The following is a 26,413-nucleotide window of genomic DNA, read 5'->3' on the forward strand; positions in this document are numbered from 1 at the left end:
GAGTGCCTACCGTTGTATCGCAGTTGCGGCGTTCACGCACGCAGGACGATGTTCCGATGACGCCGGTGATGCGCCCAGGCCGGCGATGGCGCGGGGCGTTCAGAACCAGTACTTCGCCGCATAGATCACGGTCATGGCGGCGCCCGTGACGATCACGAACGCCCGGATGGCCGAAGCCGGCAGGACGCGTATCAAGTGGCCGCCCAGGTAGCCGCCCGCCAGCGCGCCGGCCAGCATGCATAGCGTGGCCGGCCAATGCACCGAACCCTGCACGATGAAGATGACGATTGCCGCGGCGGTGACAAACGTGGCCAGCAGGTTTTTCAGCGATTTGATGGCGCGCAGGTTTCCGGGATCCGTGATGGAAATCACCGCGGTCAGGATCACGCCCAGCCCGGCGCCGAAAAAACCGCCATACACGGAGGCCAGCGCGATCGGCAGCACGCCGCGCGCGGGGCCGTCCTGCGCCTGGCCGCCGCGTCGGCGCGCGCTCCAGGCCTGCACCTGGGGCGCAAAGGCGAACAGCAGGGTGGCGAACGCGATCAGGGCCGGCACGGGCAGGATGAAATAGGCGGGGGGAATGGCAAGCAGGATGAATGCGCCCAGCGCGCCGCCCGCGGTGGTGGCGATGGATAACAGCCAGAAGCGCCGATCGGGAGCGGGCAGATTTTCACGATCCGCCAGCGCCGCGAGGATATGGCCGGGTGAGATGGCGACCGCGCTGGAGGCATTGGCGATGACGGGCGGCAGGCCCGCCGCCACCATCGCGGGAAAGGTAATCAATGTGGCGCCGCCCGCCAGCGCATTGATGACGCCGCCCAGCGTGCCCGCGCCGGCCAGCAGTGCCGCGATGGTCCACTCCATGCCCACACCTCTTCGTTAAACAATGTTTATGGTCCATATAATGGACCAAAATATCGGGTGAAATTTATTATTGCCTATTTTCTGCGTGGGTATAGAATGCTCGAAAATTAAACAATAAATAATGGTCCAATATATGGACCATATTGAAACTCCGGCGACGCCTTTTAGCCGCCCCCGCAAGATCGCTGTCACTCCCCAGGATGGCGCATGCGGCCGGATCTGCATCGGCTTTGCGTGTATCCCGTCCTGATCGCTGGTTTCCAACTCCGTCCCCGGAGTTGTTGCGTGTTCACCTGTCTGGCCCTGCGGGCCATCACCGTTGAATCAGGAGGGAATCTCGATGGATGTGAGCTTCATGGCGTTTTCCCGGTTGGCATTCGGGCATTGGGAGGGGCAACCCTTGTATGCCCTGGCCGATCTGGGGATTGCCCAGCGTTTGACCGAACCCCGTACCTGCGCCGAGCTGGCTCGGGAAATCGGTTGCGAATCCGAGCCGCTGGAACGCTTGCTGGACTGCGCGGTCGCGCAAAAGCTGCTGGCATGCGACGGCGAGCGCTACGCCAATACCGATCTCAGTGCGCGTTTCCTCACCGAGGACAGCCCCGAATCCCTGTTGTGCTGGCTGCGCGTCATGGCGCGCTGGAAACAGCCCTGGACGCAACTGGCCGAGGCGGTGCGGCGAGGCGAGGCGGTGGACAACCAATCCAAGTGGTTGGGCGAGGACCCCCAGTTCATGCGCGATTTCATCCTCGGCATGCACCAGTTCGCGTCCCGTTCCGGCCCCGCGTTCGCGCAGGCCCTGCAAGACGTGCCCATTCGCCATCTGGTGGATGTGGGCGGGGGCGCGGGCACGTATTCGATTGCCTTGTGCGCGGCGTGGCCCGATGTAACCGCGCAGGTTCTGGATCTGGCGCCGGTTGTCGAGATCACGCGCGAAACCGTGCGCGCAGCCGGCCTGGCGGACCGCGTGAGCGCCAAGGTGGCCGATTATCGGCAGGACGGCTTTGGCGAGGCGGCCGACGCGCTGCTTTTTTCGAACGTGCTGCATCAGGAGAGCGCGCAGGTGTGCCGATCGATGCTGGACCGCGCAAGGCAGGCATTGCGCCCGGGCGGAACCTTGCTGGTGCAAGGCTACTTCCTTGCCGAGGACCGGCGCGCGCCGTTGTTCACCACCTTGCACAACCTGTCCGCGCTGGCGCTGTGGGACGGCGGGCGCAGTTGGACGGTGGGCGACATGCAGGCGCGGATCGCGGGTGCGGGGTTTGAGCGCCAGGCCGTGCTGCGCCAGGAGAGCAGCGGGTTCTGCCTGCTGTCGGCCGTCAAGGTCTGACGCGTTATCCACCTATTGAACCGGAGTCCCTATGTCCACACAGACCGTCACCGATACCGAAGCCGAAGTGATCGCCTGGCTGAAGGAAAACCGCAATGCGCAGGTCGAAGGCATCAAGGAGAAGAACCTGATCGAAGAGCGCATCCTGGACAGCATGCAGTTCCTGGATTTCATCATGTTCCTGGGCGAACTGGTCGGGCGTGATGTCTCGACCGCCATCACCGTCGACGACCTGCGCACTGTGGATGCCATCGTCAACTTCGTCCAGGCACAGCGCTAGGCCGAGCGAGGAGCGCACCATGACATTCGACTACTCAAGAATCGAACGCCTGAAGACGCTATCCAAGGGGCGTTCGCATGATCCCTACGAGCGTTTCGAGTGGCCCGCCCGTATCCCGGATGACCAGCCCTGGTGCAGCAATGACTTGCTCACCACCTATGGAACGCCCTTGCAGGAGCAATTGGACGCCGCGCAGCAGATACGGCTCAGCAAGTGGGAAGCGGTCAATTTCTTCAGCCTGAACGTGCATGGCATCAAAGGGGTGCTGGGCTTTGTCAGCCGCTGCATCTATGAAGAGCGCTATGCCGATGTCTCCGAATACCTGCATGTCTTCATGGGCGAAGAGAATTTCCATATGTGGTATTTCGCCAAGGCCTGCCTGGATTATGCGGGAAAGATATATCCATCCATTCAGTTGCAGGGCGATGCGCAGGCCGCCACGCCAGAGTTGGACGACTTGTACATGTTCGCCAGCACGCTGATCTTCGAGGAGTTTGTCGACTACTACAACCATAAGGTCGGCACCACGGACGGCATCACCGAGATCCTCAAGCAGATCAACTACCAGCACCATGTCGATGAGTCCCGCCACGTGTCCTTCGGCCGGGAAATGGTGCCGCGCCTGTATCGGCTGGCCTTGGAGCGCAGCGGCGATCCCGACGCGACGCGGGCGGAGGTGGCGCGCACGGTAACGAATATGTTCCGGTACTTCATCAGCCTGATGTACAACCCCGCCGTCTATGATGATGCCAAGGTCTACGAGCCGCTGGGGTTTCGCAACGGCAACGCCATGCGCAACGCGCTGCGGTCGCATCCGGCGCGCAAGGCCATCCACGAGCAATGGTTCAAGCGTAGCGCCGCCTACTTCACCAAACAGGGGCTGGTGACGGACTTGAATCTGGCTGCGCTATAGGCGGAGGCTCACCATGGCGCGGATTGCCAGCAGTCCCGAGGTGGAGGCGTTTTTTGGCGCGTGCTTGCCTGTCCTGCAGGCCGGCATGGGCGGCGTGGCGCAGCCGGAACTGGCGGCCGCCGTGTGCGAGGCGGGCGCGTTCGGCATGATAGGCCTGTATCGCCACACGCTCGACGAGATCGGCGCGTTGCTTGCGCGCACGGCCCAACTGACCCGCGCGCGCTTCGGCGTGAATCTGGTGCCCTTCGTACTGGACGCGGACGCGTTGCTGGAGCGGCTCGCCTTTCTGGCGGACCGCCCGGAGCGGCCGGTCGTGACCTTCTTCGGCCTGCCGGATGCCCCCGTGCTGCGGGCCTTGCCGGCCGGCATGGAATATGGCGTGCAAGGCGGGACCTGGGAGGAGCTGGAAGCGGGGTTCGATGCCGGCGCGCGTTTTGGCGTGTTGCAGACGACGGAGGCGGGCGGCCATCACCTGGGCTCGACCGCGCGCGGACAGGCGCTGGACCAGGCCGGCCGCCATGGCGTCGACAGGCGCATGGTGTTTCTAAGCGGCGGCATCAGCAATGCGGCGGAGTTGCGCCAGGTGGTGCAGGCCGGATTTTCCGGCGCGCTGTGCGGCACCGTATTCGCGGCCGCCCGGGAGTCCGCCGCGCACGAGCGCTACAAGCAGGCGATCGTGAACGCCACGCCCGGCGATACCGTGGTCACCGACCGCTTCAGCATCGGCTGGCACACCCATCGCCACCGGGTTATCCGCAATGCCAGTTGCGAGCAATCGCTGCCGGCCAGTGTCATCGGTTCCGCGCATTACTTTGGCAAGCGTTATCCCATCCTGCGTTACAGCGTTGCGGTACCCACCGTGCACACCGAGGGTTTGATCGAGGAAATGGCGTTGTATTGCGGCACGTCCTGCAAGGACACGCATTCCATCCGAACCGTCCGCCAGGTGCTGGCTGACCTGACGGCGTAAGGCCGGGTCGTGCATGCATTCACTCAAGTGCTTTCAGGGATTTTCAGGAGATTGAATCGTGATTATCGAAAAGCAATGGCACCAGGTAAAGAACGTGCTGCAGGCCAAACTGGACGACATATTCTCGATTGCGCCCGACGCCACCACCGAGTTCGACAGCTTGCTGGCCCATGAAGAGATCAATGCGCTGGGTTACGTGCGCAATTTCCCGCACCTGACCTGCGTCATGTGCTCGATAGAAAAGGGCGAGTTGCTGGGGTTCGCGCGCGGCCAGCGCAAGCTGGACCAGGATTTCAAGGCGCTTTGCGCCGACGTGGCGCTGTTGCCGGCCACCTGCTACAAGGTCTACCTGGGGCTGCAAGGGCAGCACCTCGAAGACGCGCGGGTGGAGTCCTGCATCGCGCGCTGCTTCCGGCACGAGGACAAGGCGCTGGATCGTTACCGCGCTTTCAACTTCACCATGAAGGAATACGTGTACCTGGGCACCGCGCAGGGCGCGCAGGCGCACCTGGAAGCGGGGTGCGACCGCCTGTTCTCCCTGTTCGCGCAACTTGGGATCAGCGCGGGTTGTGAAGAAGCCAACGATCCCTTCTTTGATTCCGGCAGCGCCGTGGCGCGCCTGTCGGCGCTGACGCCCACCAAGCGTGAGCTGGTGTTCGACGGCCATGCCGTGTCGTCGCTGAACTATCACCGCAACTACTTCGGAGAAAAGTTCGATATCCGCCTGGCCGACAGCTTCGTGCATACCAGTTGTGTCGCGTTTGGATTGGAGCGATGGATCTCCATGTTCAAGGATCGTTTCGGCAATGCGGCGGATGCGCTCGCCGCGCTGGAGCGCGCCTAGATGGATGGCCCGACGCTACAGGCGCAGGCGCTGTTCGAGACGGGACAGCAGTTCACGAAAACCTGCATGGTCGATGCCGCCGCAAGCGCATTGAACTATGGAGGAGATCGGGATGTGCTGGCCACCCCGGTGATTGTCTATTGGATCGAGTCTTACGCGACCGAGTGCATCCGGCTGGCGGGCGACGGGCGCTGCGGGTCGGTCGGGCATGCGGTCAGCGTGCGCCACGTTGCGCCCGCGCACCCGGGCAGCGCGGTGCGGCTGACGATCACGGTGGAGGCGATGTTCGGCCATTCCCTGCGGTTCAGCGCCCGCGCCGTGGCGGGCGAGGCCGACACCCTGATCGCGACCGGCACGCATGACCGCACCCTCGTCGAACTTTGACGTCACGGTAGTGCTGGGCCGTCCCGATCCGGTGCTGGTCGGGCGGGCCGCGCGCGCCCCGATCCTGCGCACCCGGTTGGGCAAGCCGTACCTTCCCGGCCTTGCCGGTTTCGGCGTGAGCCACAGTGCCGGCGTGCAGGCGCGGCTATATGCCAATCGCAAGTATGTGGGCATTGATATCGAGCATCTGGACCGGCCCGATCTGGCCGCCCGCCAACGCCGCCTGGCGGCTTGGCTGGCGCGGCGGGACCTCGTCGTGGTGGACTTCCTGGTCGGCTGGGTCGCCCGCGAGGCTTGCGCAAAAAGCGTGGGGCTGGGGCTGCTGCACGCGCTGCCGCGCTTGTCCATCGCCTGGGCCCGGCCTTGCGGCCAGGACGGGGCGCAAGAAATCGGCCTGGTATTGAGCCGCTGGCGATTCGTCGCGCGGTGCGAGCGTGTCGGCAGGGTGCTGCTATGTGTGGGTTACCGGGAGGAATATGGCAAGCCCGCCATATCCTTGCTGCAGCCCGGCCTTGGCGCAGCCGGCGCCGTGGCCGGTAGTCCCGTGGTCGGTAGTCCCGTGGCCGGTAGTCCCGTGGCCGGCAGCCCAACGGCCGCCAGCCTTTCAGTCGTGGGGACTGGCCGGATCCTGGGCGCTGGCCGGAAATAGTCAGGCCAAGCGACCAAACAAAAACGCCCCGGCATGAACTGACCCCCGAAAGTTGGATATTGATCCGACCTTCGGGGGTTTTTACATGGCGAAGTATGAAGAGCAATTCAAGATCAAAGTGGTGCAGGCGTACCTGCAAGGCACGGACGGCTTCAAATCGGTGGCGCGCCGATACGAAGTGCCGCACTCAATGGTGCGGCGCTGGGTCGGGAGTTTTCGAGCGCATGGCGTTAACGGGTTGCGCAGGCAATCTGGCTCGTACAGCGCGGCCTTCAAACAATCGGTGCTGATCAAGATCCGGCGCGAAGGTCTGTCGGACACGCAGGCAGCGGTGTTGCTGGGGATTCGTCATACAGGGCACATTACGAAATGGCGCGCCCAGTATGATGCTGGGGGTATAGAGGCGCTGGCGCGCAAGCGCCGAGGAGCAAGCATGCCGCATAAGTACCCCCAGAGCCGGTGTCCAAGGACATGACCAAGGAAGAACTCGAGCAAGAGCTGGCCTATCTGCGCGCGGAGAACGATTACCTAAAAAAAATGAAGGCCTTGATCGAAGCGGAGAAGACCCGGGCGCTGGTTGGAAAGCGCAAGTGGTCCAAGGATTAAGGCCCAAGCATCCGCTGGCACTACTGCTACGCGTCGCCAAGCTGTCGCGCAGCACGTTTTATTACCACCTGAAGTCGTTCGGAGCCGTGGACCCGTACGCCGAGCTCAAGCAGCGCATCAGCGCGGTCTACGCCCGTCACAAGGGCCGCTACGGCTACCGCCGGATTACGGCGGTCTTGCGCCAGGCCGGTGAGCTAGTGAACCACAAGACCGTGCAGAAGCTGATGCAGGCGCTAGGCTTGAAGTCGCTGGTGCGCGCCAAGAAGTACCGGTCCTACCGAGGCCAATCACACCACGTGGCGGCCAACGTGTTGGCGCGCGACTTCGAGGCGGCGCGTCCGAACCAAAAGTGGGTCACCGATGTGACCGAGTTCAACGTACGAGGCGAGAAGCTGTACCTGTCGCCGGTGATGGACCTATACAACGGCGAGATCGTGGCCTACGAGACCAGCCGCCGGCCGGTGTTCAAGCTCGTGGGCAGCATGCTGAAGAAGGCGCTGGCGCGGCTGCTGCCGACGGAGCGTCCAGTGCTGCACTCCGATCAGGGCTGGCAGTACCAGCAGCAGAACTACAGGCGGATGCTGGCAGATAGATCGGTGACGCAAAGCATGTCACGCAAGGGAAACTGCCTGGACAATGCCGCTATGGAAAGCTTCTTCGGCACGCTCAAGGCTGAGTTCTTCCACTTGAATCGCTTCGAAAGCATCGAGCAGTTGCAAGCCGGCATTCGACAGTACATCCGTTACTACAATCACGATCGCATCAAGCTCAAGCTAAAAGGCCTGAGCCCGGTGCAATACCGAGCTCAGGCCTTCGGGCTTTAGCTGACTGTCCAACTTCTGGGGGTCAGTTCATTAAGGCGCTGTTCCGGACTTGCCCAGATCACTCTGGAGATTGAATTGGTGGAGCGGAGGAGGATCGAACTCCCGACCTTCGCATTGCGAACGCGACGCTCTCCCAGCTGAGCTACCGCCCCAAATCAAGCAAGAGCGCAACTATACAGGAATTTCCGCGCGCCGTGCAAGCCGGCGCGCAAGATTTTTGGCTCAATCGAACGTCAGCGTGGCCACCACCGGCGCGTGGTCGGACGGCTGTTCGTTGCGGCGCGGCTCCTTGTCGATCACGCAGGCGGTGCAGCGCTTGACCAGCGGCGCCGACAGCAGGATGTGGTCGATGCGCAGGCCGGCATTGCGGCGGAACGCGAATTGGCGGTAATCCCACCACGAAAACGATTTCTCGGGCTGCTCGAACAGGCGGAAGGAGTCGGCCAGACCCAGGTCGATCAGCTCGCGCAGCGCCTGGCGCTCGGGTTCGGAGACCAGCACCTGGCCTTCCCATTTCTCGGGGTTGTGCACGTCCTCGTCGGCCGGCGCGACGTTGTAGTCGCCGAGCACCGCCAGGCGCGGGTACTGCTTGATCTCGTCGGCCAGCCAGGCGCGCATGGCGGCGAACCATTCGAGCTTGTAGGCATACTTGTCGGAACCGACCGATTGGCCATTGGGGCAATAGGCGCAGACCACGCGCACCTCGCCGTCGGCGCTGGGGAAGGTCAGGGCCAGCACGCGCTGCTGCGGGTCTTCGTAGGTGGGCAGGTTGCGCACCATGGACGTGCCCGGCACGCGCGACACGATGGCGACGCCGTTGTAGGTCTTCTGGCCGGCCCAGACGGCGTGGTAACCGGCTTCCTTGAAGGCATCCTCGGGAAACTTGTCGTCGGTCAGCTTCAGTTCCTGGATGCACAGCACGTCGACGGGATTGGCGCCCAGCCAGTCCAGCACTTGCGGCAGGCGCACGTTCAGGGAGTTGACGTTCCAGGTGGCTAATTTCATGGGGGGAATGCAGTTTATCGTTGCGGAAGGTGGGAGGGATTCTCTAGGAAATCTTGGTTTCCGGCTACTGGCCCGGCCACGCTCGTCATGCGTGCCTAGGCCGGATGCTTGGCCTGGACGACGAGACGCACGCCCAATGCCTTGCATACCTTGGCGATGGTGTCAAAGCGCGGGCTCGCGCCGGCGCGCAGGGCCTTGTATAGCGATTCTCGGCCAATGCCAGTCGTCTCGGCAATTTGCGTCATGCCACGAGCGCGCGCGGCAACTCCCAGCGCCTGGGCAAGCTCACTGAAGTCTCCGTCCTCGATCACCTGCGTCAAGTAGGCGGCGATGTCCTTGTCGTCGCGCAGGTAACGCGCGGGGTCGAAGGTGGGCAGTTCGGAAACCTTGATCGTTTTCTTGCTCATGATTGGTCTTCTTCGTCGTTTCTCAGGGCCCGCGCCAATTCCTTGGCCTGTTTGACGTCACGGCTTTGTGTGCCCTTGGTGCCGCCACCCAGCATGACGATCAGCACATTGCCCCGTTCGACGTAATACATGCGCCAGCCGGGGCCAAAGAACTCGCGCATCTCGCTCACGCCCTCTCCGACCGGTTTCACATCGCCCAGCAAACCCCGTGCGGCCTTTTCAAGCCTGCGGATCAGGCGGGCCCGCGTAGTCGGGTCTGTCAGGGTGTCGAACCAAGCGTCGAACTCTGGCAGCGGCTTTATGTGGTACATGGGTAGTGTATTCGATCGGATACTTTTTTGACAAGCGGATCGGCGAAGTGATGCCGGTGCCTGACCTGCACGAGATGCCTGCGGGTAGCGCTCGAATGAGTCGCGTACCACTGGAAGGTGTGGCCAATGCGCGAGCCAAGGCATTGAACCTGCGGGTGACTAATGCCCTGTCGGCAGTCTAGCAACGGAAGCAGTGAGTTTTGGCGAGTCGTCCCTTCTGGGCGTCCGAAACCGTGGGAAGCGTTGACGGGCAGCGCTTCACGCATGGTTCACTCCTTTCTGTAATTTGCGCGAACAGAAGGCGGGTTCCGTTCAAACCGGAAAGCCACCGCATCCGTATAAATTATTATCAATTTGTATAATTTAAAGAACGCCAATATCCGACTTTTATCGGAAGTTCCGCAGTCCTCAAAAGAGAACAAAACAATGGCAGAACAACAGCAGGGCCGGCAGCCTGCGATATCTCAAGCCCCGCGAATATTAGGGTTCTGGCGCGCCGTCGAGGCGTGCGTCCCGCAAAAGGCCGAGAAAGCCAATCCCTCCCACCTCACCGAGCCTGTCTACCGGTTGCGCGCGGACGAGTCCTTGCCCTGGTTCGATCCAAAACACCGGGCCAAACGCATTGCGCCGCGCCTTGCCTGGCGCTACACGCTGCAGGCGGGGCTCTACGAGATCGAGCGGTTTGCGGCATTGCTGGAAGTCAAGGTTGGTTCGCACGAGGATGTATTCGACGAGCGCCGCCCCAGTGGCCAAGGCCGCCTCTTTGACCTGGCTTTCGACGAAGACGGCTATCCTCTGCCACAGAGTTTTGTGCTGTCCCTGGCATGTTGGGCTGCAGGGCAGATCCTGCATTACCCTGACGGCATCGCGGTGCTGGAAGAGGGCGGCAGGATCGTCACCGCCGGCTTGCCAGAGGCCAATCCCGAGATCCCGAGCCCGAACAGCGGCTATGCGGGCTTCGACATGCTGGTCCGCCGGCTTATGCAGTGGCTCGTCGGCGCCACGGCCGCGGCGCGAGAGAAAAAAGCGCCGCCCACCCGTGCCTGGCTCGATGCGTTGAGCGGGCGCATTGCCGCCCTTTGTCTACTGCCCGAGGGGATGATCTCCTCGACCCACGCCGCCAAATGCGTCCAGGTCAAGAGAGCCGACGCGACGGGAGATCAGGGCACGTCCGATCCCCAGCCGGGCGATGATCTGCTGAATAGTTTCTTTGTGGGCGATCTCAACGCGCTGCGCCGAGCCTGGGTCGATGGCAATGTCGGGAAAGGGCTGGCCGAATATATCCAGGCGGCGGCAAAGGTGGATCCTGCGCGCGTGGATCTGCGCGAGGCTCATGGAGTGGCGACTGCCTTCGCGGCGTTGAATCCTCCGGCTTTTCCTGCGGGAAGTTGGCCTTCGGATCATCCGCTTGCGTTCAGCCAGCAACTGGCCGTCAACGAACTGTGGCGCCAGCTCGAAGCCAAGCCTGGAATTTTTGCGATCAATGGACCGCCGGGCACGGGCAAGACCACCTTGCTACGCGATGTGGTGGCGGCGGTTGTCACTGCGCGCGCGGCGCACCTTGCCCGGTTGGGAGGGCAGGCCTTTGCCGGGCGGACGACAAAGAAACTGGGTGAATTCTGGTGCAACTATCGACCGTTGCACGCTGACCTGAGCGGGTTCGCCATCGTTGTGGCCTCGGCCAACAACGGCGCGGTGGAGAACATTTCGCTGGAACTGCCTGGCGTCAAGGCCGTACCCGCCGATGCGGCCGGACGCAGCGCGCATCCGGATGGTTATTACCAGTGCCTGGCCGGCAACGTCCTGGGCAATGCCGCCTGGGGCCTCCTGGCCGCGCGCATGGGATCGAAGGCCAACCGTGGCGCGTTCATGAACAGCTTCTGGTGGAAGAATCCCCCTGGCGTCCATTCCAGGAAAAATCAGCCGGACGCGCAAGACGATCCCACGCAAGCGGCGCTTCTGGCTCGATGGGACGCCAATCCCTTTGTCGAGGGCGGGGAAGGGCTGCGCTATCACCTGAGCCGGATCATCGACGGCGGACGCAAGCCGGTGATCGGTTGGGCACAGGCCGTGGCCCGGTTCGAACAGGCGCAGGAGGCCGAACGTCAATGCCGAAGCGTCTTGGAGGCGAACGCGAAACTTCCGGAGGCCGTCGTCAAGGCGCGCGCTCAGGCCGAGGAACTAGAGCGTGGCGCGCGAGCTATCGAGGTCGAACTCGCGGCGCGACAGGCCGCGCTGCCGACGCTACGGGAGCGCGTCGACGACCTGCGAGCGCGGATGGCCGGCGCGCTTAAGCAGTGTGCGGCGGCACAAGCTGAATTGGCCAGCCACGATCGGGCCAGGCCTGGATTGCTGATCTGGCTTTCGACCTGGGGACGCTCGCACCGGGATTGGTGGAACAGGCGCAGCCAGATCGATGCTCAAGTCAGGCAATCCAGGGCCGATCACGATGCCCTGGCCGCGGAGTGCAAGAAGGCCAAGGCGGCTCATCAGGATGCGGCCGGTGGGGACGAGAAGCTTAGGACAGCCTTGCGGCAAAAGCAGGTCGCTCATCAGGAGGCATTGGACCGGCTTGACGCTGCCAGGCATGCATGTCTGCAGGCAATGCAACGCTTGGGGGCGTACTGGCCGCAATCCAGCGCCGATGACGCCGCCCGCGAATTGTCTTCGCCCTGGTCAACGCCGGCTTGGCGCCGCGCGCGGCAAGATCTGTTTCTGGCCGGATTGGATGTGCATCGCGCTTTCATCGAGTCACATCCCCAGGAGATCATCGACAACCTTGGCTTGGCCTCGAACTGGCTCCAAGGTAAGGGCATGCCTGAAGACATGGCGCGGGTGGCGCTCGGTAGCCTCGCGCTCGTGGTGCCGGTGATTTCCACGACCTTTGCCTCGATTCCTCGCATGTTCCATTCGCTTGGCCGGGAGTCGATCGGCTGGCTTTTGATCGACGAAGCCGGCCAGGCGCTGCCACAACAGGCCGCCGGCGCCATTTGGCGCTCGGCGCGCACCGTCGTGGTGGGCGATCCCAACCAGCTTGAACCCGTGCTGGGCATGCCGGCGGCGGTCGAGGGCGCACTGGCTCGGCACTATGAAGTACCTCGGGATTGGTGGCCCAGCTTCACATCGGCGCAGTGCCTGTCGGATCAGAGCATGTCGATGGGGACCTGGCTGCCTGGCAAGGAGAACGGGAAAGTCTGGGTCGGTTCGCCTCTGCGTGTGCACCGCCGTTGCGATGATCCGATGTTCTCCATCAGCAACGACATTGCTTATGACGGGCTGATGGTTCAAGGGAAATCGCCGTCCGCCCATTCGTGGCCGCATTGCCATTGGATCGACGTACGCGCGCAAACCAGTGTGGGCAATTGGGTGCCCGAGGAAGGGGAGGCTGCCAGGAAGCTATTGCGGTCGTTGCAGGCTGAGCATCAGGTCGCGCCCAAGGACATTTTCCTGATCTCGCCGTTCAAGGATGCGGCGACGCAACTGCGCGCGATGGCCCGGATGCTGGGACTCGACCCTGCCAAGACCGGGACGGTGCACACGACCCAGGGCAAGGAGGCCGAAATCGTTATCCTGGTGCTGGGCGGCAACCCGCAGCGCCCGGGGGCCAAGGATTGGGCTGCGCAAAGCCCCAACCTGCTCAATGTGGCGGTCAGCCGGGCCAAGGCCCGGCTGTATGTGATCGGCGATCGTGCCGCTTGGGGCCAACGCCCCTATTTCCGCGTTCTTGACCAGCGCCTTGGTATCGGCAGCGAGCCGCCCTCGCATTAACTACATTCGTCGACGCGACGCGGCCGCATCACCCCTTGACCAGCCCCCCGTCCACAATCAAATTCTGCCCGGTCACCGCGCGCGACCACGGGCTGGCGAAAAACAGCACCGCGTCGGCGAACTGTTCCGGCGTGGTCACTTCGCGTAGCGGCGTGCTGGCGGCGATCAGGTCGAACACCGCCGCCGGCGTGGCGGCCGAGGCGTCGGTGGTGCGCAGCAGCCCGCCGGACACCATGTTGACGGTGATGCCGTCCGCGCCCAACTCGTGCGACAGCGTGCGCGTGAACGCCAGCAGCGCGGCCTTGGCCGCGGTGTAGTCGTGGTACGGCACCACGGGGTTCTGGACCAGGTTGGTGCCGACGTTGATGATGCGGCCGCCGCCGGCGGCGCGCATCGACGGCAGCACGGCCTGGGTGGTGTTCAGGGCGGCGCGCACGCTGCCTTCCAGTTGCGCGTTCATGCGCGCCCAGTCGAGCGTGTCGGCGTGGGGGCGGGCGTCGCCGTCGAACTGGAAGGCGGGCAGGGCGTTGTTGACCACGGTGCCGACCGGCCGGCCGAAATGTTCGCTGGCGCGCGCCACCATGGCGGCGACGGCCTCGCCATCGCGCACATCGGCCTGCACGGCCAGCGCGCGGTCCGGGGCGGTGGCGGCCAGTTCGCGCGCCGCGGCGTCGCTGTTCAGATAATTGATGACCACCCGCGCGCCTTCTCGCAGAAAGGCGCGGGCAATGGCCGCGCCCAGGCCGCGGCTGGCGCCGGTGACGATGACGAGTTGCTGGTCCAGGGGGAGGGGAAGGCTGGGCATGGTGGGAATCAGGCGGAAATCAGGCAGTGAATCGGGTCAGGAAAAATGCGGTGGCGCCGGACGGACCGCATGAGCCGCCGCGCGGACGGGGCAGCGCCGGCGCCGCCTCAATGTTCCGAGCCGCTGTTGAGCATGCGGCTGCGGGCTTTTTCGATATGCGCGCGCATGATGTTGCGGGCGCCCTCGGCGTCCTGTTCGCGGATCAGGCGGTAAATCTGGCGGTGTTCGTCGATGGCGGCGCGGGTGCGCTTCCAGGGTTCGCTGTGGACCAGGTGGCGCATCATGTTGACGGCGTGGCTGACGTCGTACTCCAGTGATTTGAGCACCTGGACGAAGCGCTGGTTGCCGGTGGCCGCCGCGATCGCGCGGTGAAAGCCATAGTCGTGATGGTGGGCGATGGCGCCGGCGGCGTCGGCGGCTTCGTAGCCGGCCAGCATGCGGTCCATTTCCAGCAGGTCGTCGTCGGTGCGGCGCAACGCGGCCAGGTAGGCGCATTCCGGTTCGATCACCATGCGCAATTCCAGCCCTTCCAGGATGTGGCCGACGCGGCGCGCCGGGTCGACGGCGGGCATGCCGCCCATCAGGTCGGGCTTGGCGCGCACGTAGCTGCCCGAGCCGCGCACCGACTCGACCAACTGGTCTTCCCGCAGGCGGTCCAGCGCCTGGCGCACCACCGGCCGCGATACCTCGAACAGCGCGGCCAGTTCCAGTTCGGTCGGCAGCTTGGCGCCCGGCGCGATCTTGCCCGTGGCGATGGCGTAGAACAGGCTTTCGTAGACCCGTTCGGCGAAGCGTTCGGCGCGCACGTAGCCCAGGCCCGAGGCCACTTCGGCCAGGACCTCAAGTTCCGGCCGCGGCCGGCTGGCCGCGGTGAGCAGCTTGTCCAGCTGCGGATCGCGCACTTTGCTCATTGACTTGCTCCCATGGCGCGGGCGCCGGGTTTGTTCGGTGTCATGACAAATCTGACCAGGCGTCCCGCCGTGGGACGAACGCCTTATGGTTTTGAAATCCTAGGGATAACCCGAGTTGGACGAAAAATATCCTGAAGCGTGGGACGAAAGCTGTCAATTCAATTGACAAATTGTGGGGCGCTCCCTTACCTTGGATGGATCCGCAGCACCCCCATAACCACACCGCGCGCCACCGACGCCCGGGTGGCGCGATCCGGCTTCGCCGGCCGCGCCAGGAGACCCCCGCATCCGCGCGTTCCGCAATCGGCCAACGGCCGCTACTTTACTCCGCACACCGTGACTCAGAAGAACTTTATCGCCAACCAATGGGTGCCCGCCGCCAGCGGCGAAACCATCCCCGTGCTGAACCCTTCCGATGGCAAGGCGTTCGATGCCATCGCCCGCTCGGGCGAGGCGGATGTGGACCGCGCCGTGGTCGCCGCGCGCGCGGCCTTCGAGGGCGAGTGGGGCCAGATGGCTCCGGCCGCCCGCAGCCGCCTGCTGATGCGCATCGCCTTCGCCTTGCTCGATCGCCAGGAAGAACTGGCACAACTGGAATCGGCCGACGCCGGCAAGCCGATCAAGCAGGCCCGCGCCGACGCGGCCGCCGTGGCGCGCTATTTCGAGTTCTATGCCGGCGCGGTCGACAAGCTGCACGGCGAGACCATTCCCTATACCCCGGGCTTCACCGTGCTGACCGTGCGCGAAGCGCATGGCGTGACCGGCCACATCGTGCCGTGGAACTATCCGCTGCAGATCTTCGGCCGCAGCGTCGGCGCGGCGCTGGCCGCGGGCAACGCCTGCGTGGTCAAGCCGGCCGAGGACGCCTGCCTGTCGCTGCTCAAGGTGGCCGAGATCGCCGCCGAGGTGGGCCTGCCAGCCGGCGCGCTGAACATCTGCACCGGCTACGGCCACGAGGCCGGCGCCGCCTTGTCGGCGCACCCGGGCATCGACCACATCTCGTTCACCGGCTCGCCGCAGACCGGCAAGATGGTGGCGCACGCCGCCGCCGAGAACCACGTGCCGGTGACGCTGGAACTGGGCGGCAAGTCGCCGCAGATCGTGTTCGATGACGCCGACCTGGACGCCGCCATGCCGGTGCTGCTGGCCGCCATCATCCAGAACGCCGGCCAGACCTGCTCGGCCGGCAGCCGCGTGCTGATCCAGCGCGGCGTCTACGAGAAAGTGCTGGCGCGCCTGGGCGAGGCGTTCTCGGCCACCGTCACCGGCCCGGCCGCGCAGGACCTGGACGTCGGCCCGCTGATCAGCGCCCGCCAGCACGACCGCGTGCGCGGCTTCCTGGCCGAGGCCGAAGCCGAGGGCCTGAAGGTCGCCGCGCGCGGCAAGCTCAAGGACGGCGCGCCCGACAGCGGCTTCTACCAGCCGCCGGTGCTGTTCCGCGACGTGCCGCCCAAGAGCCGGCTGGCGCAGGAAGAAGTGTTCGGCCCGGTGCTGGCCGCCATGGTGTTCGACACCGAGGAGGAAGCGCTGGAAATCGCCAACGGCACGCTCTACGGCCTGGTGGCCGGCGTCTGGACCCGCGACGGCGGCCGCCAGTTGCGCCTGGCGCGCAAGCTGCGCGCCGGCCAGGTGTTCGTCAACAACTACGGCGCCGGCGGCGGCGTCGAGCTGCCGTTCGGCGGTTCGCGCCAGTCGGGCTACGGCCGTGAAAAGGGCTTCGAGGCGCTGTACGGCTTCACCACCCTGAAGACCATCGCCATCCGCCACTGATCCGGCGGCGGCCGGGCGCGCCGCCCCGACAGGGGCGGGCGCCCGGTGGCAAAATATCGGTTACCTTTGATGTTTTGCCAGGGGCGCCACGCCCCGTATCCAGGATCAGCATGTTCACCGGTATTGTCCAAGGCACCGCGAAGATCGCGAAAATCGCGGACCGCGAAGGCCTGCGCACGTTTACGCTGGCGTTTCCCGACGGCTTCTGCAAGGACCTGGCGGTCGGCGCCAGCGTCTCCACCGACGGCGTCTGCCTGACGGTCACCGAAATCCTCGACGCCAACCAGGCCACCTTCGATGTCATGCTGCAAAGCCTGGCCATCACCACGCTGGGCAGCTACCAGGAAGGCGACCGCGCCAACGTCGAGCGCGCCGCCAAGGATGGCGCCGAGATCGGCGGGCATCCGCTCTCCGGCCACGTCGATTTCACCTCGGAAGTGGTGATGGTGAAGTCCTCGGACACCAATCGCCTGATGCGCTTCAGCATCCCCGAGGCCTTTCGCAAGTACGTGTTCGCCAAGGGCTACATCGCCATCAACGGCGCCAGCCTGACCGTGTCCGAGGTCAACCGCGCCGAAGGCTGGTTCGAAGTCTGGCTGATCCCCGAGACCCGCCGCATGACGGTGTTCGAGGATAAGCAGGTGGGCGACCACGTCAACATCGAGATCGAGCGCAGCACCCAGGTGGTGGTGGACACCGTGCGCGAGACGGTCCAGGAAAGCCTGGGCAAGCTGCAGCCGCTGCTGGAAGCCATTCTCAAGGAAAAAGGGCTGACGCTGGAAGATTTCGTCAGCCCGCAGGGCAAGCTCAAGTAGGACGCGGCCGTTCGCGTTCCATCCGCGTTCCGTTCAAGACCAGGCCGCGAATTCAAGCCGCGAATGCCGGCCCCATCGGCTTGATGCGGATGCCCGGTTGCAGCCGGGTCCAGGGCAGGTCGGCGGGATCGGCCTGCATCGGGCCCGGGGCCTTGGCCACCAGCACCTCATGCGCGATGGGCTGGAAGTCGGCGCGGAAGTGCACCGAGCTTTTCACCACCAGGATCGCCATCTCCTCGGGCTGCACGCCGCCGACGCGGAACAGGTTGCGGTCCAGCATCTGCGACTTGGTGGCGCTGACCACCACGCGCACGCCGCCCAGGCGCAGCCCGGCCACCGCCTCCAGGTCCACGTCCATGCCGTTCATCATCGGGCCATCGAAGCGCAGTTTGCCCGGCGACAGCGTCTCGACCACGAATTCGCCCTCGAACGGCGCGTCGCCGGCCACGCCGGACTGGCCGCCCAGGCGCAGCTTCACCTTGCTGCCGATGCCGGCGGCGGTCGCCTGGCGCACGGCCTCGGGATCGTAGAACAGGCCCAGCGCGGCGTTCTGCGCGTCGGCCTCGACCAGCGCGCGCAGCATGCCGGTGGTGTTGGCGTCGCCACCCGCGCCCGGATTGTCCTGGGTGTCGGCGATGACCACGGGGCGCGACGCGCCCGCCGCCAGCGCCTGGGCCCGCTTGACGGCGTCGGCCGGCGCCAGGAAGTCGGGCGACCATTGCGGTTCCAGTTCCAGCACGCGCTGGTACAGCGCCTCGGTCACGCGTTCGACCGCGTCGGCGTCGGTGCCGTAGGCCCACACCACCGGGCCGCATTCGGGAAAGTCGGCCGCGGGAAAGCCCGGCGCGAACGAGATCGAGGCCACGCCCGGCGTCTGTTCCAGGCGTTCGAGTTCTTCGTACACGCCCTGTGACGGCTGCAGCATCGTGCACATGCCGTTGATGGGAATCAGGAAGGGCAGGCGGCGTTCGGCGCGCACCCACTTGTCGCCGGCCGCGACGCGCGCGGCCAGCAGGCGCGCGGCGTGCTCGCCGGTCACCGCCATGTCCACGTGCGGGTAGGTGCGGAAGGCGGCCAGGCCGTCGGCCTCGCGCAGCATCCGCGCGGTGACGTTGGCATGCAGGTCCAGGCTGCCGACCACCGGCACGCCGGGGCCGACCAGCGCGCGCACCCGGGCCAGCAGTTCGCCTTCGCCGTCGTCCAAATGCTCGGCCACCATGGCGCCGTGCAGGTCCAGGTAGATGGCGTCGAAGCCGCCGGCGCGCGCCGCGTCCACGATCTCGCCGGCGATGCGTTCGTAGGCGTCGCGGGTGACGTGGGCTGACGGGCTGGCGCCGGCCCAGATCACCGTGCGCACGGTGTGGCCCTGCGCCAGCGCGGCGTTGATGAAGCCGCCGGCGGGGATGTTGACCTCGCGCAGCGCCAGCATGTCCTCGCCGCGCACCATGGCGGGAAAGCCCTCGCCGCGCACGAAGTTCTCGTAGGCCGCCTTGGACGGCGCGAAGGTATTGGTCTCGTGCTGGAAGCCAGCCACCAGAATATGCATGATCGATTCCTTTGAGCGTCAGGCGCGCGCGGGCGCGGATTGGGCAGGACGGTTCACCAGCAGCAGCAGGGCGCCGGCCACCAGCAGGGCGGAGATCGCGTACAGGCCGCCGGCCAGGCTGCCGGTGGATTCCTTGACCCAGCCGATGATGGACGGGCTGAGAAAGCCGCCCAGCAGGCCGATGCTGTTGATCAGCGCGATGCCGCCCGCCGCGGCTTCCCCTTGCAGGTACTGCGACGGAATCGCCCAGAATACCGTGTAGGCGGCCCACATGAAGCCGGTGGCCAGCGTGATGGCCGTCAGGGATAGCGCGAATTGCGTCGGCGCCGCGGTGGCGATGCACAGCGCCACGCCGGCCAGCAGCGCCGGCACCAGCGTGTGCCAGCGGCGTTCGCGCAGGCGGTCGGAACTGCGCGCGAACCCCAGCATGAAGACCGCCGCGGCCACGTACGGGATCGCCGAGTACAGGCCGATCTGCATGGTGTCCTGCACCCCGGCCAGCTTGAGCAGCGTCGGCAGCCAGAAGCTGACGGCGTAGATGCCGCAGATCAGGCAGAAGTAGGTCAGCGCCATGCCGTAGATGGCCGGGTCGCGCAGTACCTGGGCGAAGGCGTGCTTCTTGTGCGCGCCGCGGCTGTCCAGGTCGGCGGCCAGCAGCGCCTTCTCCTCGGCGCTGAGCCAGCGCGCCTCGGCCGGCTTGTCGTCCAGGTAGCGGAAGGCGATGACGCCCAGCAGCACACAGGGCAGGCCTTCGAGCAGGAACATCCATTGCCAGCCGTCCAGCCCGTGCGCGCCGGAGAAGGCCGTCATGATCCAGGCCGAGACCGGGCCGCCGACGATGCCGCCGATCGGGCCGGCCAGCATCACCACCGCCATGACGCCGGCCATGCGCGATTGCGAGTACCAGTAAGTCAGGTAGAAGATCATGCCGGGGGCGAAGCCGGCCTCGAACACGCCCAGCATGAAGCGCAGGACGTAGAAGCTCCATTCGCCCTGCACGAACAGCATGGAGGCCGAGGTCAGGCCCCACAGCACCATGATGCGGCTGATGGTGCGGCGCGCGCCGATGCGCGTCAGCAGCAGGTTGCTGGGCACCTCGAACATCACGTAGCCGAGAAAGAAGATGCCGGCGCCCAGGCCGTAGACGGCATCCGAGATGCCGATGTCCTGCTGCATCTGCAGCTTGGCGAAGCCGATGTTGATGCGGTCCAGGTAGGCGAACACATAACAGAGCAGCAGGAACGGCAGCAGCCGCCAGGTGATCTTGCGGTATAGCGGACCCAGGCGCGGATCGGCGCCTGGCGTGGCCTGATGGGGCATTGCGTGTCTCCTCGCGGGCGAGTCTGCGCCCGCCGCGGTGGGTGGGATGGCGGCGGGGCCCGGGCGGGTCCGCGCGGCGTCCATATTGCGAGCATGCAGTGTTCGAAACAATGACCTGGGTGATAAATTATCGTTGTCTTCAGGGCAACATACGGGCAACAGAAAGAGACGCCGGCCATGTTCCGGCCTCCATGACAAACCATGGCGGGCGGCGGGTTCCTGGCGCCGCACGTTCATAACCACAAAAAAGGGGAAACCATGGCGGAAATCAGCCAGACGCGGCTGAAGTACTTCAACGAGGTCGTGGCCTGTGGCTCGATCCGCGGCGCGGCCGACAAGCTCGGCACCGCGCCCTCGGTCATCAGTCGCCAGATCCAGTTGCTGGAAAAGGAACTGGGTGTGGCGCTGTTCGAGCGCCGCGCGCGCGGACTGACGCCGACCGAGGCCGCCGACATGCTGCTGGAATACCACCGCGCCTGTCGCGCCCAGCAGGAACACCTGAACACGCGCCTGCAGGAACTGCGCGGCATGCGGCGCGGCAACGTCCATCTGATGATCAGCGAGGGCTTCATCGACAGTCTGATGGAGCACGTGGTGGGGCCGTTCTGCATCGAACACCCGCGCATCAACGTCAGCGTCAACGTCGGCTCGGTCAACGAGGTGGTCGAGGCGGTGGCCACGGATGCCGCGCACATCGGCCTGGCCTACAACCCGCCGGTCGATCCGCGGCTGCGCTGCCGCGCCAGCCGCAAGCATCCGGTCTGCCTGCTGGCGGTGCCCGGCCATGCGCTGGCGCGGCGCCGCGCGCCGCTCACCATCGCCGACATCCTGCCGTATCCATTCGCGCTGATGTCCGCGCCGTATGGCTTGCGCCAGGCGGTCGACCTGCTGGAATTCACGGAACGCATCCACCTGACGCCCAGCCTGACCACCAATTCGCTGCGCGTGCTCAAGCAGTACGCGATCAGCGGCGCCGGGGTGACGCTGATGCCGAACCTGGGCGTGCACCACGAATTGGCCAGCGGCGAACTGGTGGCGCTGCCGATCGCGCATCCGATCCTCAGCGCGCCCGAGTGCCAGATGCTGCTGCGTCTGGGGCGGCCGCTGTCATCGGCCGCCAACGAGGTGGTGCGTCGCATCGAACAGCGCCTGCCGGCATTCGCGGCGCCGTGACGGCGGCATGTGTGCCAAGGGCAGGGGGGTAATGCCCGGCCCGGGCTGCGGGTGGATTTCGTTACGGATGGCGGCGCGTGAATATTGAAAGTTCCAGTATTCATGCGCTTTTTCAGCCATTTTTCTGCTGTAGGTCAATAAACAAGCCATTCTTCTAGTGAAATCGCCATCTAATGGGCTTTTCGGGGTGGTGTCAGCTACAATGGCAGCACTTTCGGAGGTTTCTATGTCGGTAATATCCGATATCAAAATACGCCCCCTGGAGCGCGGCGACCTGCACTTCGTGCACAAGATCAACAATAACGACGTCATCATGCGTTATTGGTTCGAAGAGCCCTACGAGGCCTACGACGAACTGGTCGCCCTCTATGACCGCCACTTGCATGACCAGAACGAGCGGCGCTTCATCATCGAGCACGACACCGGTCAGCCGGCCGGCCTGGTGGAACTGGTGGAAATCGACTACATCCACCGCCGCGCCGAATTCCAGATCATCATCGCGCCCAGCTACCAGGGGCGCGGCTACGCCAAGGCCGCCACCCGCATCGCGGTGGGCTACGCCTTCCGCGTGCTGAACCTGCACAAGGTCTACCTGGTGGTGGACAAGGACAACCGCGCCGCCGTGCACATCTACGAGCGCTGCGGCTTCCAGATCGAAGGGCTGCTCAAGGAAGAGTTCTTTTCCAACGGCGCCTACCGCGACGCCTACCGCATGGCACTGCTGCAGCACGATCACCTGCGCGAGGTCGGGCCGGGCGCGCCGGATGCGCCGGTGCTGCGCGACTGGCCGCAGGAAGAACAGACCGGCTGACGCGCGGCGCGATCGGCGTTGCATCCCCGCATGATCGAGGCGGCCGAGGCCGCCTTCCCGCGCAGTGCGCCTAGAACGATCGAACGGCGCGAAAGCGCGACGCCGCGCCGATGTGGAAAAACGCCCCGGCATGAACTGACCCCCGAAAGTTGGATATTGATCCGACCTTCGGGGGTTTTTACATGGCGAAGTATGAAGAGCAATTCAAGATCAAAGTGGTGCAGGCGTACCTGCAAGGCACGGACGGCTTCAAATCGGTGGCGCGCCGATACGAAGTGCCGCACTCAATGGTGCGGCGCTGGGTCGGGAGTTTTCGAGCGCATGGCGTTAACGGGTTGCGCAGGCAATCTGGCTCGTACAGCGCGGCCTTCAAACAATCGGTGCTGATCAAGATCCGGCGCGAAGGTCTGTCGGACACGCAGGCAGCGGTGTTGCTGGGGATTCGTCATACAGGGCACATTACGAAATGGCGCGCCCAGTATGATGCTGGGGGTATAGAGGCGCTGGCGCGCAAGCGCCGAGGAGCAAGCATGCCGCATAAGTACCCCCAGAGCCGGTGTCCAAGGACATGACCAAGGAAGAACTCGAGCAAGAGCTGGCCTATCTGCGCGCGGAGAACGATTACCTAAAAAAAATGAAGGCCTTGATCGAAGCGGAGAAGACCCGGGCGCTGGTTGGAAAGCGCAAGTGGTCCAAGGATTAAGGCCCAAGCATCCGCTGGCACTACTGCTACGCGTCGCCAAGCTGTCGCGCAGCACGTTTTATTACCACCTGAAGTCGTTCGGAGCCGTGGACCCGTACGCCGAGCTCAAGCAGCGCATCAGCGCGGTCTACGCCCGTCACAAGGGCCGCTACGGCTACCGCCGGATTACGGCGGTCTTGCGCCAGGCCGGTGAGCTAGTGAACCACAAGACCGTGCAGAAGCTGATGCAGGCGCTAGGCTTGAAGTCGCTGGTGCGCGCCAAGAAGTACCGGTCCTACCGAGGCCAATCACACCACGTGGCGGCCAACGTGTTGGCGCGCGACTTCGAGGCGGCGCGTCCGAACCAAAAGTGGGTCACCGATGTGACCGAGTTCAACGTACGAGGCGAGAAGCTGTACCTGTCGCCGGTGATGGACCTATACAACGGCGAGATCGTGGCCTACGAGACCAGCCGCCGGCCGGTGTTCAAGCTCGTGGGCAGCATGCTGAAGAAGGCGCTGGCGCGGCTGCTGCCGACGGAGCGTCCAGTGCTGCACTCCGATCAGGGCTGGCAGTACCAGCAGCAGAACTACAGGCGGATGCTGGCAGATAGATCGGTGACGCAAAGCATGTCACGCAAGGGAAACTGCCTGGACAATGCCGCTATGGAAAGCTTCTTCGGCACGCTCAAGGCTGAGTTCTTCCACTTGAATCGCTTCGAAAGCATCGAGCAGTTGCAAGCCGGCATTCGACAGTACATCCGTTACTACAATCACGATCGCATCAAGCTCAAGCTAAAAGGCCTGAGCCCGGTGCAATACCGAGCTCAGGCCTTCGGGCTTTAGCTGACTGTCCAACTTCTGGGGGTCAGTTCAGCAGGAGATTCCTGCCGGGGCGTTTCGCTTCAGTTCGCCGCCGGGGCGGCCCGCAGCAGCCGCAAGCCGTTGGCCACCACCAGCAGGCTGGCGCCGACGTCGGCGAACACCGCCATCCACAGCGTGGCGTTGCCGGTCATCGCCAGCGCCAGGAACACCACCTTGATGCCGAGCGCCAGCGCGATGTTCTGCACCAGCACGCGGTGGGTGGCGCGCGACAGGCGCAGGAAGGTGCCGATCTTGCGCAGGTCGTCGTCCATCAGCGCCACGTCGGCCGTTTCGATGGCGGTGCCGGTGCCGGCCGCGCCCATGGCGAAGCCGATATCGGCGCGGGCCAGGGCCGGGGCGTCGTTGATGCCGTCGCCGACCATGCCGACCTTGCCGGCGGGCGCCAGCTTGCTTTCGATGGCGGCCAGCTTGTCTTCCGGCAGTTGATCGCCGCGCGCTTCGTCGATGCCGACCTGGCGCGCGATGGCTTGCGCCGTGGGCGTGTTGTCGCCCGTCAGCATCAGGGTGCGCACGCCCAGCGCGTGCAGGTCGGCGATGGCGGCCGCGCTGGTGGGCTTGACCGTGTCGGCCACCGCCGCCAGCGCCAGCACGCGCTGGCCATCGCTGAGCGCGATGGCGCTCTTGCCCTGCTGTTCCAGTTCGTCGAAACGGGCTTCCAGCTTTTCGTCCGACACGCCCAGCTCGCGCATCAGGCGGCGGTTGCCCAACTGGAACAGCACGCCGTCCACCTTGCCGCTGACGCCACGGCCGGGCAGGGCGGTGAAGTCGTCCACGTCCAGCAGGGCCTGGCCGGCGTCGCGCGCGGCGTTGGCCACGGCCAGCGAGACCGGGTGGTCCGAGCGCGCCGCCAGGCTGGCGGCAATCCGCGCAGCGGGCTGGCGCGTCAGGTCGGAGACGTCCCAGTCCTGCAGGTCGGTCTGCACCGGCTTGCCATGGGTCAGCGTGCCGGTCTTGTCCAGCGCCAGCCACTTCAGGTTGCGGCCTTCCTCCAGGTACACGCCGCCCTTGACCAGGATGCCGCGGCGCGAGGCCGCCGTCAGGCCGCTGACGATGCTGACCGGCGTGGAGATCACCAGGGCGCAGGGGCAGGCGATGATCAGCAGCGCGAGGGCGCGATAGATCGCGTCGAACCAGGGCTGCGCCCACAGCAGCGGCGGCAGCACCGCCACCAGCACCGCCACGCCCACCACGGCAGGCGTGTAGATGCGCGAGAAACGGTCGATGAAGCGCTGGGTTGGCGCGCGCGCGCCCTGGGCCTGTTCGACCGCGTGGATGATGCGCGCCAGCGTGGTGTTGCCCGCCGCCGCGGTGACGCGGTAGTCGAACGAGCCGGCCGTGTTGACGGTGGCCGCATACACCTGATCGCCCTCGGCCTTTTCCACCGGCAGGCTTTCGCCCGTGATGGGGGACTGGTCCACCGCCGAGCGGCCGCTGACGATGATGCCGTCGGCGGCGATGCGTTCGCCCGGTCGCACGCGCACCACGTCGTCGACCTGCAGTTGCGCCGCCGGCACCGATTGCCAGCCGCCGTCGGCCTGGCGCACGGTGGCGGTTTCGGGCGCCAGGTCCAGCAGGCCGCGGATGGCGTTGCGGGCGCGGTCGAGCGAACGGGCCTCGATCAGTTCAGCCACATTGAACAGGAACATCACCATGGCCGCTTCCGGCCACTGGCCGATCAGCACCGCGCCGGTGACGGCGATGCTCATGAGCGCGTTGATGTTGAGGTTGCCGTTGCGCACGGCGATCCAGCCCTTGCGGTAGGTGCTGATGCCGCAGGCCAGGATGGCGGCGACCGCCAGCGCGGCGGTGACGCCCCAGTGCATGCCGGCGAAGTGCGAGGCTTCGGACAGCGCGGCCAGCACGCCGGCGCCGCCGATGGCCCACCAGTTCACGCGCGCGGCGGCCGGGGCCGGCGTGCGCGGCGCGTCGTCGGCCAGCGGTTCAGGCGTCATGCCCAGCGACTTGATGGCCGCCGTGATGCGCTCCAGCGCGCCCTCGGCGTGCACCACCGTCAGGATGCGCTGCATCAGGTTGAAGTCCAGCGCGTGCACGCCGTCGACGCTGTCGAGCTTCTTGCGGATCAGCGTTTCCTCGGTCGGGCAGTCCATCTGGCCGATGCGCAGGCGCGCCAGCAACTGGCCCGGGCCGGCCTGCAGCACGGCCGCGCCGCCGGCGGACATCTGGATGTTGCCGGCATCGTGGCCGCAGCAGGCCGAGGCGCCGTGGTCATGCGTCCCCGCATGGGCATGGCCGTGATCGCGGTCGTGGTCGTGGCTGTGATCGTGATCGTGGCCGTGATCGTGATCATGGCCGGCGCCTTCGTGGCGATGGCCGTCGGCCACGGCGGCCTTGCCTTGCGCGGGGCCGCAGCATGCGCCAGCGTGGTCATGCCCGCCGGACGCAGCCGGGGTCTTGGCGCCGCAGCAGGCGTTCGGTCGTTCGGAAGCGGTGGGATCGGTATGTTTGTTCGTTGCGCAAGACATTCGCGTTGCCTTTTCGTAAGCCATTGACCGTATTCCACACCTTGGAGTTACTATAGGG

General features: G+C 65.3%; 25 protein-coding genes and 1 tRNA gene. 16 read left to right on the forward strand and 10 right to left on the reverse strand.

Going from position 1 to position 26,413, the window contains the following annotated elements:
* Positions 1 to 99 precede the first annotated feature (99 nt).
* Complete coding sequence (locus tag AAID08_RS10995; protein WP_006386411.1) at positions 100 to 864, reverse strand: sulfite exporter TauE/SafE family protein; 765 nt, start codon at positions 862 to 864, stop codon at positions 100 to 102.
* Between the two features lie 340 nt (positions 865 to 1,204).
* Here AAID08_RS10995 and AAID08_RS11000 point away from each other — a divergent pair, with 340 nt between their 5' ends.
* The 9 genes from AAID08_RS11000 to AAID08_RS11040 are packed head-to-tail and all read left to right on the forward strand — an operon-like array spanning position 1,205 to position 7,664.
* The gene (locus AAID08_RS11000) at positions 1,205 to 2,194 is read left to right on the forward strand and encodes a methyltransferase (RefSeq protein WP_395757639.1); all 990 of its coding nucleotides are present in this window, start codon (positions 1,205 to 1,207) and stop codon (positions 2,192 to 2,194) included.
* Between the two features lie 31 nt (positions 2,195 to 2,225).
* Complete coding sequence (locus AAID08_RS11005; RefSeq protein ID WP_054504092.1) at positions 2,226 to 2,474, forward strand: acyl carrier protein; 249 nt, start codon at positions 2,226 to 2,228, stop codon at positions 2,472 to 2,474.
* Positions 2,475 to 2,493: 19 nt separating this feature from the next.
* The gene (locus AAID08_RS11010) at positions 2,494 to 3,387 is read left to right on the forward strand and encodes a diiron oxygenase (protein ID WP_064523684.1); all 894 of its coding nucleotides are present in this window, start codon (positions 2,494 to 2,496) and stop codon (positions 3,385 to 3,387) included.
* A 13-nt stretch (positions 3,388 to 3,400) separates the two neighbouring features.
* Positions 3,401 to 4,357, forward strand: coding sequence for a nitronate monooxygenase family protein (locus AAID08_RS11015; protein WP_054504094.1), 957 nt, complete (start codon positions 3,401 to 3,403; stop codon positions 4,355 to 4,357).
* A gap of 58 nt (positions 4,358 to 4,415) precedes the next feature.
* Positions 4,416 to 5,201, forward strand: a complete 786-nt coding sequence (locus AAID08_RS11020) for a hypothetical protein (protein ID WP_395757640.1) — start codon at positions 4,416 to 4,418, stop codon at positions 5,199 to 5,201.
* The gene (locus AAID08_RS11025; RefSeq protein ID WP_054504096.1) at positions 5,202 to 5,585 is read left to right on the forward strand and encodes a thioesterase family protein; all 384 of its coding nucleotides are present in this window, start codon (positions 5,202 to 5,204) and stop codon (positions 5,583 to 5,585) included.
* Positions 5,560 to 6,234, forward strand: coding sequence for a hypothetical protein (locus AAID08_RS11030; RefSeq protein ID WP_116793320.1), 675 nt, complete (start codon positions 5,560 to 5,562; stop codon positions 6,232 to 6,234). Before AAID08_RS11025 ends, AAID08_RS11030 begins: the two co-directional genes overlap by 26 nt.
* Before the next feature lie 52 nt (positions 6,235 to 6,286).
* Positions 6,287 to 6,709: a helix-turn-helix domain-containing protein gene (locus AAID08_RS11035; protein ID WP_395757418.1), complete on the forward strand. Its 423-nt coding sequence runs from the start codon at positions 6,287 to 6,289 to the stop codon at positions 6,707 to 6,709.
* Positions 6,675 to 7,664, forward strand: a complete 990-nt coding sequence (locus tag AAID08_RS11040; protein ID WP_395757799.1) for an IS3 family transposase — start codon at positions 6,675 to 6,677, stop codon at positions 7,662 to 7,664. Before AAID08_RS11035 ends, AAID08_RS11040 begins: the two co-directional genes overlap by 35 nt.
* Positions 7,665 to 7,740: 76 nt before the next feature.
* Here AAID08_RS11040 and AAID08_RS11045 read toward each other — a convergent pair.
* From AAID08_RS11045 to AAID08_RS11060, 4 genes are all read right to left on the reverse strand, one after another.
* Positions 7,741 to 7,816, reverse strand: a tRNA-Ala gene (locus AAID08_RS11045).
* 70 nt (positions 7,817 to 7,886) lie between these two features.
* Positions 7,887 to 8,669 carry an exodeoxyribonuclease III gene (gene xth / locus AAID08_RS11050; protein WP_064523698.1) on the reverse strand — a complete coding sequence of 261 codons (783 nt, stop codon included), beginning with the start codon at positions 8,667 to 8,669 and terminating at the stop codon, positions 7,887 to 7,889.
* A gap of 95 nt (positions 8,670 to 8,764) precedes the next feature.
* Complete coding sequence (locus AAID08_RS11055; protein ID WP_054504099.1) at positions 8,765 to 9,076, reverse strand: addiction module antidote protein; 312 nt, start codon at positions 9,074 to 9,076, stop codon at positions 8,765 to 8,767.
* Entirely contained in the window at positions 9,073 to 9,387 is a 315-nt protein-coding gene (locus AAID08_RS11060) for a type II toxin-antitoxin system RelE/ParE family toxin (protein ID WP_054504100.1), read from the reverse strand. The genes AAID08_RS11055 and AAID08_RS11060 overlap by 4 nt, the downstream gene beginning before the upstream one ends.
* A gap of 426 nt (positions 9,388 to 9,813) precedes the next feature.
* On the opposite strand from AAID08_RS11060, the gene AAID08_RS11065 reads away from it, so the two are divergent.
* On the forward strand, positions 9,814 to 13,155 hold the full coding sequence (locus AAID08_RS11065; RefSeq protein ID WP_175143077.1) for a DEAD/DEAH box helicase: 3,342 nt from the start codon (positions 9,814 to 9,816) through the stop codon (positions 13,153 to 13,155).
* 28 nt (positions 13,156 to 13,183) lie between these two features.
* On the opposite strand, the gene AAID08_RS11070 is transcribed toward AAID08_RS11065, so the two are convergent.
* Together AAID08_RS11070 and AAID08_RS11075 are read right to left on the reverse strand one after the other, a co-directional pair.
* Entirely contained in the window at positions 13,184 to 13,960 is a 777-nt protein-coding gene (locus tag AAID08_RS11070; RefSeq protein WP_064523701.1) for a 3-oxoacyl-ACP reductase, read from the reverse strand.
* 107 nt (positions 13,961 to 14,067) lie between these two features.
* On the reverse strand, positions 14,068 to 14,871 hold the full coding sequence (locus AAID08_RS11075; protein WP_064523704.1) for a FadR/GntR family transcriptional regulator: 804 nt from the start codon (positions 14,869 to 14,871) through the stop codon (positions 14,068 to 14,070).
* Positions 14,872 to 15,207: 336 nt separating this feature from the next.
* On the opposite strand from AAID08_RS11075, the gene AAID08_RS11080 reads away from it, so the two are divergent.
* Both AAID08_RS11080 and AAID08_RS11085 read left to right on the forward strand, forming a co-directional pair.
* Positions 15,208 to 16,641: an aldehyde dehydrogenase family protein gene (locus AAID08_RS11080; RefSeq protein ID WP_054504103.1), complete on the forward strand. Its 1,434-nt coding sequence runs from the start codon at positions 15,208 to 15,210 to the stop codon at positions 16,639 to 16,641.
* Between the two features lie 110 nt (positions 16,642 to 16,751).
* Positions 16,752 to 17,456, forward strand: a complete 705-nt coding sequence (locus tag AAID08_RS11085; protein ID WP_054499899.1) for a riboflavin synthase — start codon at positions 16,752 to 16,754, stop codon at positions 17,454 to 17,456.
* Between the two features lie 52 nt (positions 17,457 to 17,508).
* On the opposite strand, the gene AAID08_RS11090 is transcribed toward AAID08_RS11085, so the two are convergent.
* Complete coding sequence (locus AAID08_RS11090; RefSeq protein WP_395757641.1) at positions 17,509 to 19,002, reverse strand: M81 family metallopeptidase; 1,494 nt, start codon at positions 19,000 to 19,002, stop codon at positions 17,509 to 17,511.
* Positions 19,003 to 19,020: 18 nt separating this feature from the next.
* Positions 19,021 to 20,322, reverse strand: a complete 1,302-nt coding sequence (locus tag AAID08_RS11095) for an MFS transporter (RefSeq protein WP_395757642.1) — start codon at positions 20,320 to 20,322, stop codon at positions 19,021 to 19,023.
* A 258-nt stretch (positions 20,323 to 20,580) separates the two neighbouring features.
* On the opposite strand from AAID08_RS11095, the gene AAID08_RS11100 reads away from it, so the two are divergent.
* The 4 genes from AAID08_RS11100 to AAID08_RS11115 all read left to right on the forward strand — a co-directional run bounded on the left by AAID08_RS11100 (position 20,581) and on the right by AAID08_RS11115 (position 23,833).
* Positions 20,581 to 21,495 (forward strand): LysR family transcriptional regulator, encoded by a 915-nt coding sequence (locus AAID08_RS11100; protein WP_144655087.1) that lies wholly within the window; start codon positions 20,581 to 20,583, stop codon positions 21,493 to 21,495.
* 226 nt (positions 21,496 to 21,721) lie between these two features.
* Positions 21,722 to 22,306, forward strand: a complete 585-nt coding sequence (speG, locus tag AAID08_RS11105) for a spermidine N1-acetyltransferase (RefSeq protein WP_049074529.1) — start codon at positions 21,722 to 21,724, stop codon at positions 22,304 to 22,306.
* A gap of 149 nt (positions 22,307 to 22,455) precedes the next feature.
* Entirely contained in the window at positions 22,456 to 22,878 is a 423-nt protein-coding gene (locus tag AAID08_RS11110; protein ID WP_395757418.1) for a helix-turn-helix domain-containing protein, read from the forward strand.
* Complete coding sequence (locus AAID08_RS11115) at positions 22,844 to 23,833, forward strand: IS3 family transposase (RefSeq protein WP_395757799.1); 990 nt, start codon at positions 22,844 to 22,846, stop codon at positions 23,831 to 23,833. The genes AAID08_RS11110 and AAID08_RS11115 overlap by 35 nt, the downstream gene beginning before the upstream one ends.
* 59 nt (positions 23,834 to 23,892) lie before the next feature.
* Here the strand turns inward: AAID08_RS11115 and AAID08_RS11120 are convergent, their stop codons facing one another.
* Positions 23,893 to 26,355 (reverse strand): heavy metal translocating P-type ATPase, encoded by a 2,463-nt coding sequence (locus AAID08_RS11120; RefSeq protein ID WP_395757643.1) that lies wholly within the window; start codon positions 26,353 to 26,355, stop codon positions 23,893 to 23,895.
* Positions 26,356 to 26,413 lie beyond the last annotated feature (58 nt).

Source organism: Achromobacter sp. EB05, from assembly GCF_044232075.1.
GTDB lineage: Bacteria > Pseudomonadota > Gammaproteobacteria > Burkholderiales > Burkholderiaceae_B > Achromobacter > Achromobacter dolens.